Here is a 17,061-nt window from a genome sequence, read left to right as displayed (position 1 = left end):
ACTAATCTTTTCGTTATTTTTAATTCCTTTAAGACTGTATGAAAACATTACTTACGTCGGGACTTCTATTACTAACAGGGTTGTTTTTCATTACCATGTCTGGAAGTGTTTCAGGTTGTAAACCCTCTGATCCCATTGTTCAACATGATACAGTTGTAACATTACCCCCGGTTGTTATTATTAAGGACTCAGTTAATTATATTAAAAAAATAGAAGAAGATTATTATCAATCATTTCCCGGCTATTATTCTAAAACCAGGGATTTTACGTTTTATTATGATGCTAAGAATCGGGTGTCGGCAATAGGTATCCGTTATTATTATTCCCCGCCGTTTTCGGATTCTTTCACCACTCAATTTTTTTATAACAATAATTCAATTCGGCCGTATCAAATCATTCTTCCTGATTTTGTTATGAGCCAGCCCGGCCGCCTTCCTTATTATGATACAATCCGGCTGTCTTATAAAAACGATACCATTCCAATTATGGATTCAGGGACTCATCTTGTGTATAATGATGTTACGATTCAACCCGAATACAAACCATTAAAGCGCCTATTTCAATACCCGGACAACAAAACTGTTCTAACACATTGGTATGGCAGTTTAAGAGCAACAGATAATTTATCATTGATAAGAAGAGATTCGATCAGTTACAACAGTACAGGAACAGCGAACTTTATAAAAACAAATTTCTATGACGGCGTAAACTTACCGCAGGGTTATGCAGTGGCAAATTACTTCAACTACAGTGGTTTTATTAACCCTCTGTCTGTATTAAATATCAGCGGTAGTATCTATGCTTACATTTACGCACCGGTTCGTAAAGAAATATTGGGTAATATCTATCATCCGGTCATGTATAATGGCAGCTTTCTTCCTTACTACCTCGACTTTTGTAACAAATTTGTACCAACAAGTTTTGCATTTAGCGGATATTATAATGATGGAAGTATGATTGGCTCGGGGGCTATCAATGTGACTGTGCAAATCAGTGCCTGGCCAAAGCGAGGTACCTATCCTGAAACAGTAATTTCCAATGCTCCTAACGGAGATAAAGTGCGTCAGAAATACTCTTATTATTAATGTTTTGCCCTCTAATAAAGTTTAATATGAAGCATCAACTATTTTTTCTGTTAACTTTTCTTTGGGTAACGATCACTAATGCACAAGAAGCTGATGGGTATTATGTTTCAAAAACAGGTGATACAACCCGTGGTAAAATAAAAATACCGATTAAGCCAAAAATTAAAATAGGTGCATCGTCGCAACTTTTAACTGATCCATTAAAGGATAAGGTTCCGAATGAGTCTACTAAAATTGACTACAGCAAGCTGACGTTTGATTTTAAGTTTGCAGAAGCTGATGGCAAGTATAAAAAAACAGATCGTCTGAAAGTAAGAGGGTTTGGATTTACTTACGAAGGCAATCATTATGATTTTGAAACCTGGGATGTGTCTGCCACTAAACAAATTTATGTAATGTCGCTGTTTGGTGATGTTGCATCAAGAAAGTTGCCGGACTGTTACGGCAATTTAATAACAAAGAGTTAAAAAAAGGAAATTGTTCCCAGTGATTTTTTTTGTTTTGTCATTTGCAGGTCGTGATTTTAATTTGTTTGACAAAACTGGTTAAACGTATTGGCTTTTTGCAAACAGATCGTATTCTTATTGCGGGAACTACCGGGTGAGATCCGGGGTGGTATAAAGACCGCCCTCATTTGTTAACTATGAAAAAAGATATATTTTAAATACGCATAAAATAAGCAATTTGAAGCCGTTGAAATATTTCCTTATGGGTGATGATGACCCGGATGACCAGGAGTTATTCCTTGAAGCTCTAAAAGAACTTGATGAAGACTTTGTTTGTGTTACGGCCTTGGACGGGCAGGACGTGCTTGATAAATTATTGAACAGCTTATTTGTACCGGATATTATTTTTCTTGACTTGAATATGCCTAAAATGAACGGGAAAGAATGTCTCAGAGAGATCAAGAAAAACAACTTGCTGAGCAAGGTTCCCGTTATCATTTATTCGACCTCTTACGATAAAAAAGAAATGATTGAAGTATTGGAGTCGGGTGCTGCTTTCTTTTTTCAAAAGCCCAGCAGCCTTGAAGAACTTTCCCGTGCTTTGATACAGGTTATTTTCCATGATTGGGAAAAAAACTGAACGCTTTATTTTCATAAAAGAATTTCAACTTTAAAGTTCCTTGTTAGCCTAACAACCGGCTAATTGCTTCATTTACTTTCGGACCTAACACTATGGCTTAGCAAGTTTACAGGCCTTTGACCTCACTCAACCGCAAAGAACATTTTGTTCCATTATGACGAGGCACTACAGTATGTTGAAGCCGTATATGACAGCTTATGAACATGTACATCCTTGTAAGAGAGTGGAGCTGAATGTTAAATGTAAAAGTAAAGCAGGCAATGCGTATACCCGGGGCCTCGTATAGTTAACGATGGATGTAGAATAAATAAGTTCCGGGGTGCACAGCGTTATACGGAATTGAAAAAAAAGTTACAATCCGACCTGGTATTACTTCCTGTATTCCATAAAGAAATGTAGTCAAATTACTACAGCAAATACCCGGTAACAGAGGGTTGTTTTCCAGTAGTTTTGCTTTACATTACAATGATGAAATTAATTGTGTGACGGGTGAAGCATCCTCTGAAACATCGTTGGTATTTCGTTATTACATTTTTGATGCAGATAAGGTTTAAATTTTAAGAACTGATCCTGTTCAGTTATAACTGTTGACACGCATTTTAATTGCAACGGGAATACCCGTTCAATGGTTTGTTGCAGCAGAAATGGGTGCGTTTGATTTGTCAACTAAAAATGCTGTGAGTGTTAGTATTAAAGCTTGCTATTGTAACATTAAATTTTCGTTTATTGAACAGATAAGTAATGGTTTCCTGTTGATGTAGTGGATAAAATATAGTTTTCGTATGTCAAGTAAAAAAGCAAGCAACTCAAAATCAGTCGGTAATAAAGCTCAGGCATCCGTTCCTTTGAACAATGTTGATATTGGTGCATTTTCCGGGGGCCCGGAAATATTACCTGAAAGTTTAATAAACAACGAAAAGCGGTTTCGTGCATTGGTTGAAAACGGAGCTGATGTAATAGTGATTTTAAGTGCGGAGGGTAAACCAACGTATGTTTCACCTTCAATCAGCAAAGTATTAGGTTATACAGAAGCGGAAACGTTAAAACTCAACTTGTTTGACGTTGTTCATCCGGAAGACAAGGCGGCAGTTGGCACACGTATGCTGGAGGTGATGGCTAATCCCGGTGTGGCGATGCAAGGGCATACGGCAAGAATTAAACATAAGAATGGAAGCTGGCGCTGGCTGGAAGCAACTGTTACCAATCTCCTGGACGACCCGAACATCAATGGAATTGTTGACAATTTCAGAGACGTGACGGAACGAATTGAAGCAGAAATAAAACTGAAGAACTCGGAAGAGAAATACCGGTATATTTTTAACCTGAGTCCGATGCCTAAATGGATCTATAATCTTCAAACCTATCAGATTATTGATGTAAATCTTGCAGCAGAAAAGCATTATGGTTACAGCAGAAACGAATTTCTGTCAATGAATATTCAAGCGCTGCACCCCGTATCTGAACTGCCAAAGCTACAGCACTCACATACCGAAATAGTAAGGATGGAAGGTGTGATGTATTTTGGAACTGTTAATCATCAAAAAAAAGATGGCACAATTATACAGGTAGATGTAACCGGGCAACGGATTCAATACGATGGACAGGATTGTATAACGGTTGTTTGCATTGATGTTACCGAAAAAAACGAACTGCAACATCAGCAAAAGCAATTACTAAACACACTTGAGCAACGCAACAGTTTTATTGAACGTGTAATCGAAGAATTGCCTATTGGTATTGCCGTAAACAAAATAACAGATGGGCAGGCAACGATCGTAAATAAAGCATTTGGCAAGATCTACGGATGGGAACATGCAGACCTTACCGATATTCATACATTTTTTGAAAAAGTGTATCCCGATGAGTTATATCGACAGGAAATAATGAGCAAAATTCTGGAAGATATTAAAACCGGCGATCCTCAGCGTATGCAATGGAATAATATTATGGTGATTGCAGACAATGGGGAGAAACGTTATGTGAATGCAAAGAATATTCCGTTGCCGGATCAGAATTTAATGATCTCTACAGTAATTGATGTAACCAATGAATATCTCCGAACAAGGGAAATACAAGAAAGTGAAGCAAGGCTGGCGGAGGCGCAGGCGGTTGCAAAAGTTGGAAGTTGGGAGACCGATCTTGTCAGTTTGAATCTTAGCTGGAGTGCGGAATCATTCCGGATTTTTGAATTAGATCCGGCATCATTTCAGGTAACTTATGCTTCTTTTATAGAACATGTGCATCCGGAAGATCGTGACAAAGTGAATAACGCTTTAGAAGCATCATTGAATGAGGACGGCGGAACTACAATTGAGCATCGTATCGTTACCCCCAGCGGCTACACGAAAATAGTTGAGGAGCGATGGAAAATTGTTAGAAATGATTCAGGGCAACCGATAAAAGCTGTGGGAACCTGCCAGGATATAACCGAACGAAAACAGGCCGAGGAAAAATTAAAAGAAAGCAATCAACGATATGCGTATGTCACAAAGGCGACGTTTGATGCTGTGTGGGATTGGGATATTTTTTCGGGAAAAGTTTTCTGGAGCGAAGCCTACAACGATTTGTTTGGAGAGCTTGACCAGGATGGTATGAGTGATATCGAGAAAGTGAAACAACGCATTCATCCTTCTGAAACGGAAATGGTGCTGGCAAGTGCAAACCTTACGCTTTCTTCCAATGATCTGAACTGGGAACTTGAGCATCGTTACCGCAAAGCTGACGGCAGTTATGCCTTTGTGCAAAACAAAGCGGTAATAGTTCGGGATATCAACGGTAGAGCTTTACGTGTAATTGGTGCCATGCAGGATATTACCATCCGTAAACAGAAAGAACGTCAATTGAAATTGATGGAAAGTGTGATCACGAATACCAACGATGCTGTGTTAATTACTGAAGCGGAACCACTGCAGAACGAAGGCCCCGCTATTATGTATGTAAACGATGCGTTTACCCGCATGACGGGGTATACATCAGAAGAAGTGATTGGCAGAACACCCCGTATTCTGCAAGGGCCAAAGAGCGATCGCAAAGAACTGGATCGTTTATCCCGTGCATTGCAGAAATGGGAGGCTTGTGAAATTACAACCATTAATTATAAGAAGAATGGCGAAGAATTCTGGATCAATATGTCTATAAGCCCGGTGGCGGATGAAAAAGGATGGTTTACGCATTGGATCGCTATTGAACGTGATGTGACAAAACAGAAAATGCAGGAGTTGCAGAAACAATTGCTTGCGGAGATCAGTCGTTTGTTTAACCAGGATATAGGGTTGAAGCCTACGCTTGAAATTGTATTGCAGAACCTGGTGCAATATGCCACGATTAATTTGGGGGAAGCATGGTTGGTGAGTGCAGATAAAAAGACGATGAACCTCGTGGGGAATTATACAACCGATGAACGTTCAAATTTGTTTTACAAGGAAGCCGGACATATCAAGTCATTTTCAGAGGGTGCTGGATTACCTGGAACTGTGTGGAAGGAACGAAAAATTATTATGTGGAACAGTGGTGAAATGCGAGCAGAATATGTTCGGCGGCAGGCTGCTGAAAATGCCGGCTTTACTGCAGCACTAGGGATTCCGCTTTTGCATAACGATGAAGTAGTGGGTGTACTTGTATTTATGACGGCACATGATGTGCAGAATCTGCAACAATACAAAAACCTTTTTACAGAACTGGAGACATTCCTGGGCGCTGAGTTAAAGCGAAAATATCTAGAGGAAGAACTGAACCGGATTTTTAATACGGCACCGGACATTATTGGTTTGGCCGACTTTGATGGAAATTTTAAACGGATAAACAGTGCCGGATGCGAGCTGCTTGGATACACAGAACAGGAGTTACTCAGTAAACCTTCCTACGAATTTATGCATCCGGATGACCGTATGATTTCTGTGAATGCTGTGAATAGTTTAGCAGAGGGTGAAACTGTTTTTTATTTTGAAAACAGGTATATCCAAAAAGACGGTTCCATTATCTGGCTTTCATGGACCTGTAGTTCATCTGTTGAGGATCGGTTGATCTATGCTGTTGCAAAAAATATTACAGAGACAAAAAAACTACAGGAGTTGCTGGATAAGGCCAATCAACTGGCACGTATTGGCAGTTGGGAAGTTGACTTAACAACAAATGAATTGTATTGGTCGGATGTTACAAAGCAAATTCATGAAGTGGATGATGATTATATGCCACTGGTAGAAACCGGGATTTCTTTTTATAAAGAAGGCGAAAGCAGAACAAAGATATATGCTCTTATAGCTGCTGCTATTGAAAAAGGGGAGGCCTTTGATGAAGAGTTGCAACTGATAACAGCAAAAGGGAATGAACGTTGGGTAAGGGCAATTGGCTCACCCGAGTTTAGTGAAGGACGTTGTATACGAGTGTATGGAAGTTTCCAGGATATTCACGAACGTAAAGAAGCGAATGCAGAAATTGCAAAAAGCGAGGAGAAAAGAAGGCTAATCATGAATGGTGCCCTGGATGCCATTATTTCTATTGATACCAATGAAACGATTACCTTCTGGAATTCCCAGGCAGAAGTTATTTTTGGATGGAAAGCGGAAGAAGTGATGGGAAAACCATTATCCGAAATGATTATACCAGAACCCTTCCGCAAGTTCCATGTTGAAGGGATAAAAAACTATCTTCAAACAGGAGAAGGGAAAGCCCTCAATGTATTATTGGAATTATCTGCCATAAGAAGAAATGGAGAAGAATTTCCAATTGAATTAACAGTAATACCAATTAAACAGGGTGGTGAAGAATTTTTCTGTGCCTTCATCAGGGATATTACACAGCGTAAAAAAGCAGAAAGAGAAATCAAAGAGGCGAATGAGCGCTTTGAAAAAGTAACCGAGGCTACAAATGATGCTATTTGGGATTGGGATATTGAAACCCAAACCTTTTTTAGGGGTAAGGGAATTGAAAATTTCTTTGGAGAAAGTGCATTAAAATCCCTGGCCGAAACTGATTTTTGGACAGATCGATTTTATGAAGATGACCTTTTACAAATCAAACAAAGTCTTGAAAAGGCAATACAAAATCCTGCTGTAAATAAATGGGAAATGGACTATCGAATCATTAATGAGGACAAAGAAATTTGTTATGTAGTTGATAAAGGCATTATTATCCGAGACAAAGAAGGTAAAGCAATAAGAATGGTGGGCGCTATGACCGATATTTCAGAACGGAAAAGAAATGAAGAAAAGTTACGCCAGTCAAATGAACGCTTCGAAAAAGTAACGGAAGCCACCAACGATGCCATTTGGGATTATGATGTTGTAAACAATGATTTGTTTTGGGGTAAGGGGTTTTATACATTGTTTAGATATAACGAAGAGGAAACAGAGCCATCGTTCGAATTATTGGTTTCATTAATCCACGAGCAAGACAGAGAACGTGTAACCAATAAAGTGTATCAGTACATGATGGATCCGAATTTGAGTAATTGGTTTGAAGAGTATCGTTTCCTGAAAGCTGACGGGTCGTATGCCTTTGTAATCGACCGGGCCACATTTTTACGTGACAGCGACGGCAAAGTGCTACGGGTGGTGGGTGCCATGACGGATATTACCTATCGAAAAGAGTATGAAGAATCGTTACGTAAATTAAATGCAAGTCTTGATCAACGTGCCAAACAGCTTGCTGTTTCAAATGCAGAACTGGAACAGTTTGCTTATATCGCTTCGCATGATTTGCAGGAACCTTTACGGATGATTACCAGCTTCCTCACGCAGGTGGATAAACGCTATTCACCGGTGCTGGGCGAAAAGGGCAAACAGTATATTCATTTTGCAGTGGATGGTGCAAAACGTATGCGGCAGATTATCCTGGACTTGCTTGAGTACTCCCGCATTGGACGTGCAGGAAGCAATCCCGAACAGGTAAATCTTAACGAACTGATTGAAGAAATCAAGTTTTTGTTTAAACGACAGATAGAAGAAAAGCAAGCCCGCATCAGCAACGATAGGCTGCCGGTACTGGTTTCACATCGCTCACCACTGCGGCAACTGTTTCAAAACCTGATTGGCAATGCATTAAAGTACAGTGATGCAAATCGACCTGCAGAGGTGAATGTATCAGTAAAGGAAACCGATGGGCAGTTTGAATTTTGCATAAGCGATAACGGCATTGGCATTGACCGGGAATATTTTGAAAAGATCTTTATTATTTTCCAGCGTTTGCATAATAAAGATGAATACAGCGGTACTGGTATGGGCTTATCTATTTCCAAGAAAATAGTGGAGAGTTTAGGTGGTAAAATCTGGGTAGCTTCTGAGGAAGGCAAAGGCAGTTCCTTTTTCTTTACGGTAGCGAAACCGGTGATTCGATAAAAGTTCCTGAGTTTTACCCGCTGTTTCTGTTTTAACGGCTTAGGGTAACCACCAAGGAATTGTTGTAAATTGACTTTTTTATTGACAGCCTTCTGAAATCATCTTACTGTTTTTTATAAACCAAACACTACATTAAAACCATTAAACCTCTGTACGATGAAGGCAATCCATATTTTATTAGTAGAAGATAACGAAGGTGACATATTGCTTACCAAAGAAGCGTTTCAGGAGGGTAAGATCATTAACCGTATTACTGTGTTAAAAGATGGTAAACAAGCGATTGATTATTTAACGGCGGAGGCTGCAAGTGAAATGCCTGATTTACCTGATCTTTTGATACTGGACGTGAATCTCCCTAAAAAAAACGGGCATGAAGTGTTGCAATTTGTTAAGCAGGATGATTCCCTGAAACAAATACCCGTGATCATGCTGACTACTTCTTCATCTCCAAGTGATATTAACCTCTCTTATAAGAATCATGCAAACTGTTACATCACCAAACCGGTGGAAGTGGATGAGTTTATTACAGCGATTGGAACAATCGAAAATTTCTGGATCAATCTTGTGAAATTGCCGGATAATACCTGATCTATGATAAACGAAGTTAAGCCTTATCATATCTGTATAATTGAAGACAACCGGGGAGATATATTGTTGATTGAAGAATACCTGGCAGAGCAAATAGTGTTGCCAACGCTTTACTATGCACGGAGTTTTAAAGATGCGAAGCTATTATTTGAAACGACGGTACAGCGATTTGATGTTGTGTTACTGGATTTGAGTTTGCCTGATAAAAGAGGTGAGGAGTTAATCAAGGAAATTCAATTGCTTGCAGGGAATTCACCAATCGTTGTATTGACCGGCCATTCTGATTTTGATTTTGGCATACGTTCACTGGCATTAGGCGTATCTGATTATCTGCTCAAAGATGATATCAATGCGAGTTCTCTTTACAAAAGTATTATTTACAGCATAGAACGTAATAAATCCCTGGAGGCATTGCAGGCTTCTGAAATAAGGTACAGCCAGATGTTCCACCTCAGTCCTCTGCCCATGTGGGTGTACGATATGGAGTCTCTTGATTTCCTGGATGTAAATGCCGCTGCAGAAAAACACTATGGTTATAACCGGCAAGAGTTTCTTTCGATGTCTATCAGGAATATCCGGCCCGCAACTGATATTCCTTGGGTGGAGAAAGCTGTTGCTTTTCTGAGACAGAACAATACACTGTTGAGTGATGGCACATACAGGCACCAGAAAAAAAATGGCGAACTCATACTGGTTCAACTCAAAAGTAACATTATTGATTTCAAAGGCAGGAAAGCTGAATTAATTCTTGCGAATGATGTAACTGAATTGCTGGCAACCCAGGAATCATTAAAAGAAGCGTATACCAATATTATACAAGTAGAAGAACAGGAAAGGGAAAGGTTTGCTGGTGAACTACACGATGGCATTGCCCAAAACCTTGTAGCGATGCAGCTAATGCTCCCCGTTGTAAGAAATGCGATACCGTCGGTAGACGAACCACCGGTACTGGGCATTTTTTCACAGACACTTGATCAAACGATCATGGACTGCAAGGAGATCGTAAATAATGTGCGCCCTAAAAATTTAATTGATCATGGACTGGTGTATGTACTAGGGCAGCTTGTTGAAAAAATGAATAACATCGGCAGCCTGCATTTTACTTTACAGGTAGGTGGTGATATTGATCAGGAGATGGATTATAATAATCGCTTTCATCTCTACCGCATCATCCAGGAAAATATTAATAATGCAGTGAAGTATTCAAAGGCTTCGCAAGCCAGTATTTGTTTAAAGCAGGAGAAACAGTTGATACGTGTGCAATTTACTGACAATGGAATAGGTATGAGTGATAAGCTGTTGAACGCTGAAAGTAGTTTTTTATCGATCAAAAGAAGAGTAGGTGTGTTAGGAGGAAGTTTCCAGGTAAATCAACATCCCCAGGGAGGATTAGCGTTCCACTATGAAATCCCGATTGGAAAGTGAGCAGCCCGGTGATTTTCTGATTTATGAATTCTTGATTGCAATTTAGTTCGTGAAATGAACTGGCGGGCATTAAACGTGGAGAATAAGTGGGTGTTTTATAGCAGAGGCCTACTATCTGCGGGCAGAACTAACCGATGAACATCACCCTGTGCATGAATTAGCAAGATTGAGAGCAGATGATAACAATTTAAGAATGGCTAGTCTGGACAAGATCTGCACATACATTCAAGACAACCCGGAGATTGAAGTTTTTGGTTATCATGATATAGAAGAGTTTAATCGTCTCAGGGTGGGGGCGAAGGCTGGGGCAACTCCTATTAAGGGATCGTACATATAAATCCCGGGGCAGCAGCGAAGGGAACAAATATTTACCCGCCTATTCGCTTCGAGGGTGCACTTAGCTATACAACCGGCAAGTTTAATGTTAGTTTAAACGCTTATAATTTAGCCAACAGAAGTTATGCAACCGGTGGCTGGCGGCATCCTGATCCTATAGGAGAATATTTATTCTATCAAGGTCGTCACCGCCACTTCAGGCTGCAAATAACATTTAAGTTTTAATGATATAACCGGGAAGCCGGGACATAGATGTGCATCCGGCGCAAAGAATAACCTTAACCAAACGACCGTTCTTTCAAATTACCAACAGGCACGCTTTAAGTGTGCCTGTTTCCGTATTGCGAGCCCTGATAAATTTCTTATCTCGTAAATACTTTTACCGATTCGATACATGGGGAGATCTTAGCTGACGCACCTTTACCATCTTAAAAAAACAAGCAGAAAAAAACAAGCTAAGATGATCAGAAGACTATTATTTCTTTGCCTCTTTATTTTTCCCCTGATGGCATTTGCCCAAACAGGAACAATCAAAGGAACCGTAAAAACCAACGACCACAAAGCAGCGGCTTCGGCCACCGTTCGTTTAAAAAGCACCAAGAAAGTAACCATCACCAATAATGAAGGTGGATTTGTATTTGAACATATTGAAACCGGAAGTTACAAACTGGAAGTAACGGGAGCTAGTTATCAGCTCTCCGAAAAAGAAGTAACCGTTACAGCCGGCGGAACAACTGAAGTGAGCATCGAGGTAACAGAAACGCAAACACAATTAACTGAGATCATTGTTTCGGCCGGAAGAACAAAGGAAACCATTGATAAAGTACCTGCTTCTGTTTCGGTTGTGGGTTATAAAACGCTACAGCAAAACCTCAACATCAGCAGCAACCCCGGTGATATTCTTGAAAACCGTGTGGCTGGTCTTGCGCCCAGCACGGGCCTCAGCAGCAATTTCGGACAAACCTTGCGTGGACGTAGTTTACTGATTATGGTTGACGGGGTGCCTCAATCAACACCTCTACGTAATGGTGCTATGGATCTGCGTGCACTGGACCCGGCGGTAGTGGAACGTATTGAAGTGGTGAAAGGTGCCACGGCTATTTATGGTAATGGCGCTGCGGGTGGATTGATCAACTATTTTACACGTGCACCCAAAACAGGTAAACTATTTAACAGTCAAACGGCCTTAAGTTCAACAGGATCGTTTGTAAACGGCTCTAACAGTATGGGCGGCCGATTAAGTCAGCTGTTTTATGGCAATACAGGAAAGTTCAGCTATGTGTTGAGCGGAGTATATGAGCAAACAGGTGAGCACAAAGATGCTGATGGCGATGTGTTACCGCCGGTATATGGTTTGGGGGAAACAGATTCGTACAATGCATTTGCAAAACTTGGTTATGACATTTCACCGAAACATAAAGTACAGGCCAGCTATAACTTTTTCAGCAGCCGCCAGACAACTAACTATGTTACTGTAAACGGTGATTATAAAACTGGCAAAAAAACAACGGCTGTTGAAGGCCAGGCCAAGGGTGTGCCACAAGGTGTGAAAGGAAATCATAACCTGGGTGTACAGTTCAGCGGTGAAACAGGAGTTGCCAATACACGTTACGATGCAGATGTGTATTACCAAAGCGTTGATAATATTTTCTTCTATTCAGAAGCATTTGTTGACGGGGGTATCTCCCGCATCTTATCGAAGAAAACAGGAGCACGTGTGGTGTTGAACACGCCACTTTCTTACAGAAACTTTGATGCAAATTTTACTTATGGCTTAGATGCACAACGAGATGTTACATCGCAACCATTGGTTGATGGCCGTGTGTGGGTACCTGAAATGGATATGTTCAACCTTGCACCATTTGTTCAAACAAAATTCACCCTCTTTGATAAACTGGTATTGAAAGGAGGTGTGCGTTATGAAACCGTAAATATTGCTGTGGATGATTATGCAACTCTCCCCAGCAGAAATACTACAACAGGTGTTGTTACTCCATCGATGAATGTGAAAGGCGGAAACTTAAAATATAATACGCTTGTTTCGAATGTGGGGCTCCGTTACAACCTTTCAGATTATTTCTCACCCTTCATCAGTTTTTCACAAGGCTTCAGTGTGTCAGATCTCGGATTAGCCTTACGTTCTGCAAGGGTGAATGATATTGCCAAGATCAACACCGAAGCAGTGATCGTTGATAGCTATGAAGCGGGTTTTACCAGCAAGATCAAAAACGTCCGTTTTGAAGCAACAGGTTATATCAGCAAATCGAGCCTTGGAGCAAACAGTGTTTACAGCAATGGCGCTTTTATTGTGGTGAGGGCACCCGAACGTATTTATGGTTTTGAACTGTCGGCTGATGCACAGGTATTGAAAAATTTGCAGGCAGGTGTTTCGTATAGTTATGTTGAAGGAAAACTGGATGCGAACAATGACGGTAAGTATGATGGTGAATCAGATGAGTACCTGCCCGGTCAGCGTATCTCTGCTCCCAAAATTGCGGGGCATGTTGATTATGCTATTTTGCCCGGCAAACTGAATGTGCTGGTGCAGTATACTGGTATCATGAACCGGAATCGTTTTGCAAAGAACAGTGCAGGGTCGTATGATCCTTACAAAGCACCGGTGAAAGCGTATAACCTGTTCAATACGTCGGTGGGTTATAACTTTAATGCAAGCACATCACTGAACCTGGGGGTAGAAAATATGTTCAACGAAAATTATTTTACTGCACGTTCGCAGTGGGGAGCATTTAATGACAGCTATACCAAAGGGAAAGGCGCATCGTACCGTCTTACCCTGAGTGTGAAACTTTAAATTTGCAAAGCACAATACAATAGTCCCGGCACGCCGGGACTATTGATTTTTTTTAGAGACTATGAAGTTGAAGAAACTGATCGCACAAATTCATTTATGGCTGGGGCTGATTGTTGGCCTCATCATTATGATCATTGCCCTTACAGGTGCCCTTTATTGTTTTGCTCCCGAATTGCAGAACGGGACACAGCCGTACCGAAAAGTACAGCAGGAGAGCTCTGCTTTTCTTCCACCTTCAACACTCAAACAAATTGCAGAAAAGGCATTGCCCGGCAAACCGGCAAAGCGTATCTATTATGGAAACAAAGAACAGTCGGTGCAGGTATTATTCAGGAATAAAGAAGAATACAGTTATTCGGTGTTTATCAATCCTTACAGTGGCAAGGTGCTTAAGGTAAGGAATAACAAAAGAGATTTCTTTTCTGTGACACTCGATCTGCACCGCACTTTACTACTACCGCACGGGCATGAAGTGGTACGGTGGAGTACGGTTGCCTTCTTTATCATTATTGTAAGCGGGCTGGTTATCTGGTGGCCCCGGAACAAACGGGCAGCCAAGCAAGGCTTTACAATTAAATTAAGGGCTTCGCCTAAACGATTGAACCACGACCTGCATCGTGTGCTGGGTTTTTATGCCAGCTGGGTTATTCTTCTCACCGTGTTTACAGGATTGATCTGGACCTTTGACAGCTTTGCTGATCTTACTTACAAACTCACCGGCAGCAAAGGTTCTATTGTACAAAAAAAACCACCTGTTGGCGATACAACGCTCCTGAGTAATGCAGATGCATTGAACAGCGTGTGGGTTAATGTGCAGCATGACCTTCACAACCGTTATGCAGCCATGTTGTTTGTGTTGCCGGATAAGAAGACTGATCCTATTTTGTTAAGGGCTAATCCTGAAAGTAAAACCCTTTATAAAACTGATTTCCGTTACTTCAGCCGTAACACGGCACAGGAAATACCCGGTGCTTATGTGTGGGGTAGTTATGCTGATGCAAAAACGGTAGCTGATCATATTAAACGGATGAATTATGATATTCATACCGGTGCTATTTGGGGATTACCGGGCCGTATCGCCTTATTTTTTGCAGCACTTATTATTGCCAGTTTACCAGTTACGGGGTTTTATATCTGGTGGGGTAAACGGAAGAAATCAAAACGCAAAACACATGCTGTTATGAAGCCTGCTGTACCTGCACGAAAGGAGTTGCAGCCTGCCTAAATTCGGTTGAAGTGTTGATTAGTTGTGTTGTATTGTATGTTTGGTGGAGAGCCTTGATCTTTCTGAAAATAGAAGCCTGCATAACCCGGGCCTATGAAAGATTAGTTCCATGAAAGCCTTAGTGATTGCCTTTCCTGTAGCTAGTTGGCATGTGCTTATACTTTTTCTTGAATGCAGTGGCAAAGTTATCGGGGTTAAGAAAACCGCTGGAAGCTGCAACATCGGCAAGTGGAATGTTGGAATTTTTTAACAGTATTTCACTATGCTTTAACCTTATACTAAGCAGGTACTGATAAGGACTGCACCCAGTAAATTTTTTGAACAGCCGGCTTAAATGGAAGGGGCTTGCAAAACTGTTCTTTCCCAGCAACGTCTCCGTCTCGGGACGTTACGTGTTACGAAGCTAAGAATTAACTTCATACCCTATGCCTGTCAAGCAAAACATACCTTTTACTGATGGAATCTTCTCTATAACTTTCACTTGCACCAATTGGTTACCACTGATAGAAAAGGTAAACGGATTTGACATTGTATATAACTGGTTTGATCATTTAACATCAAAAGGACATTATATCATAGGCTATGTAATCATGCCCAATCATGTGCATGCTGTTATTGGTTTCAGAAATACGTTTCAATCCATTAATACAATCATCGGTAACGGTAAACGTTTCATGGCCTATGAAATTATCCAGAGACTGGAAGAACGAAATGAAACAGATTTGCTTGATCAAATGAGCAGCTCGGTTGAAACAGAACGAAGGAAGAGAAAGAAAAAGCATGATGTTTGGGAACTGTCGTTTGACTGGAAGATTTGTGAAACAGTAAAGTTTATTACACAGAAACTTGATTATTTTCATACCAATCCATGTAAAGGAAAGTGGAACTTGTGCGACACTCCTGCTGATTATGTACACAGTTCTGCAAAGTTTTACTTAACAGAAGAGCAGGGTGTTTATGAAATAACAGACTATGCAGAAGTTTTGGACATGAATTTAACAGTTATTAAAAAGGATGGAAATACTACTACAGACGACGCAACGTCCCGGCCAACCGCCCAAGGCTAAGGGGAGACGTTGCTGGGAAAGAAACCTATTGGGGATGAAAACAGCAACACAGTTATACAAATAGTAACATATGATACTCCAGCATTTAGAATACTAACACAACTTTTACAAAAAAAATTAAAGGATGGGAATGCGACTGAAAAAAACAAGGAGGAGCTTCGGACAATTTTTAAACTCAAAGGTTGGGAGGTTCCGAAAAACTTGCAATAATAGTTATACTGGAATCCTGGTTTTAATATTGTTTGGGTTATACTCTTGCAATACTGTTCACAAGCGTTCTTTTTTTTCTGGTGTGCCAGAAATTTATGGAGATCTTCAATTGAAGGGTTCTGGCTTAGATAGTTTTGGAATTTCGTCCATAGGAACCGAGATAGGTAATAAAGTGTATTATAAGTTAAACAATTCTAAGCGGAGCTTATTAAATATACAGGGATACCTAAGATATACAGACACAGGCATTTTGATAAGGGAGGATGAGGCAAGTATAAATGAACAGGTATTTTTGTCATTTTTAGGCACACATAAAGTAAATGAAATTGTGACTTATTTTAATGGAGTTACGAAAGTGGATTCTATTTACTTAATTAATATTTCGTTCGATCCTGAAATAAATGATAGTACGTACACATATAGAATAGAAAGTTTTATTTCACTTGGTGAAGAAAGGCAAGGGCACTCCTTAAATAACCAAACTATATTAAAACTTACAAAAAAAATTGGGTTTACTCGGATATCCTTTACCAATGGATTAGACACATTGAATTACAAGCTATTTCCAACTATACAAAGAATTGGCACGGGCACAAGTTTTAAGAATAAATTCTTATAGTTTTTAACCCGTAAAAAGGGTTCTCAAAGAACAACTTGGCAATAACCAATGAGAGGCGTAGTGTCAGATAGCTTTGTGTGCAAGGGCTGTGGCACTCGCCGTGCTTCGGGGCACTTTACTGTTACAATGCCCATGTTTTTTGCTTTTACTTTTTGTATGATATTTATCAATCACGAAGTAGATTTTATCTTCTACATCGGTGTCAAGCTTTTCGATATCCTGGCGTCTGAGATTTTGTTATCAAAGGAAGCGGGGATGCCATCAATTATGAGA

At 40.3% G+C, this 17,061-nt stretch carries 11 protein-coding genes; 10 read left to right on the top strand and 1 reads right to left on the bottom strand.

The annotated features are described in order from the left end of the window. Positions 1-38 precede the first annotated feature (38 nt). The 8 genes from ACO1QW_RS12155 (at position 39) to ACO1QW_RS12120 (ending at position 14,892) form a co-directional block, all read left to right on the top strand. Positions 39-1,085, top strand: a complete 1,047-nt coding sequence (locus ACO1QW_RS12155) for a hypothetical protein (protein WP_486258865.1) — start codon at positions 39-41, stop codon at positions 1,083-1,085. Positions 1,086-1,111: 26 nt separating this feature from the next. Next, positions 1,112-1,552 carry a hypothetical protein gene (locus tag ACO1QW_RS12150; protein ID WP_486258863.1) on the top strand — a complete coding sequence of 147 codons (441 nt, stop codon included), beginning with the start codon at positions 1,112-1,114 and terminating at the stop codon, positions 1,550-1,552. Positions 1,553-1,769: 217 nt separating this feature from the next. Then, on the top strand, positions 1,770-2,171 hold the full coding sequence (locus ACO1QW_RS12145) for a response regulator (protein WP_486258861.1): 402 nt from the start codon (positions 1,770-1,772) through the stop codon (positions 2,169-2,171). A 782-nt stretch (positions 2,172-2,953) separates the two neighbouring features. Continuing rightward, the gene (locus ACO1QW_RS12140) at positions 2,954-8,506 is read left to right on the top strand and encodes a PAS domain S-box protein (RefSeq protein ID WP_486258859.1); all 5,553 of its coding nucleotides are present in this window, start codon (positions 2,954-2,956) and stop codon (positions 8,504-8,506) included. A gap of 156 nt (positions 8,507-8,662) precedes the next feature. Continuing rightward, entirely contained in the window at positions 8,663-9,094 is a 432-nt protein-coding gene (locus ACO1QW_RS12135; protein WP_486258857.1) for a response regulator, read from the top strand. A gap of 3 nt (positions 9,095-9,097) precedes the next feature. After that, positions 9,098-10,519 (top strand): PAS domain S-box protein, encoded by a 1,422-nt coding sequence (locus tag ACO1QW_RS12130; protein WP_486258855.1) that lies wholly within the window; start codon positions 9,098-9,100, stop codon positions 10,517-10,519. Positions 10,520-11,315: 796 nt separating this feature from the next. Next, entirely contained in the window at positions 11,316-13,667 is a 2,352-nt protein-coding gene (locus ACO1QW_RS12125) for a TonB-dependent receptor (RefSeq protein ID WP_486258853.1), read from the top strand. A gap of 61 nt (positions 13,668-13,728) precedes the next feature. Beyond that, the gene (locus ACO1QW_RS12120; RefSeq protein ID WP_486258851.1) at positions 13,729-14,892 is read left to right on the top strand and encodes a PepSY-associated TM helix domain-containing protein; all 1,164 of its coding nucleotides are present in this window, start codon (positions 13,729-13,731) and stop codon (positions 14,890-14,892) included. A gap of 118 nt (positions 14,893-15,010) precedes the next feature. On the opposite strand, the gene ACO1QW_RS12115 is transcribed toward ACO1QW_RS12120, so the two are convergent. Continuing rightward, the gene (locus ACO1QW_RS12115; RefSeq protein ID WP_486258849.1) at positions 15,011-15,262 is read right to left on the bottom strand and encodes a helix-turn-helix domain-containing protein; all 252 of its coding nucleotides are present in this window, start codon (positions 15,260-15,262) and stop codon (positions 15,011-15,013) included. Positions 15,263-15,317: 55 nt separating this feature from the next. Between ACO1QW_RS12115 and ACO1QW_RS12110 the strand changes: the two genes are divergently transcribed. After that, positions 15,318-15,959: a transposase gene (locus ACO1QW_RS12110; RefSeq protein ID WP_486258847.1), complete on the top strand. Its 642-nt coding sequence runs from the start codon at positions 15,318-15,320 to the stop codon at positions 15,957-15,959. Between the two features lie 130 nt (positions 15,960-16,089). Continuing rightward, on the top strand, positions 16,090-16,788 hold the full coding sequence (locus ACO1QW_RS12105) for a hypothetical protein (protein ID WP_486258845.1): 699 nt from the start codon (positions 16,090-16,092) through the stop codon (positions 16,786-16,788). Positions 16,789-17,061 lie beyond the last annotated feature (273 nt).

The organism is Lacibacter sp. (genome assembly GCF_057361365.1).
Note: the sequence above shows the minus strand (reverse complement) of the source record. Positions and strands in the feature narration are given on the sequence as shown.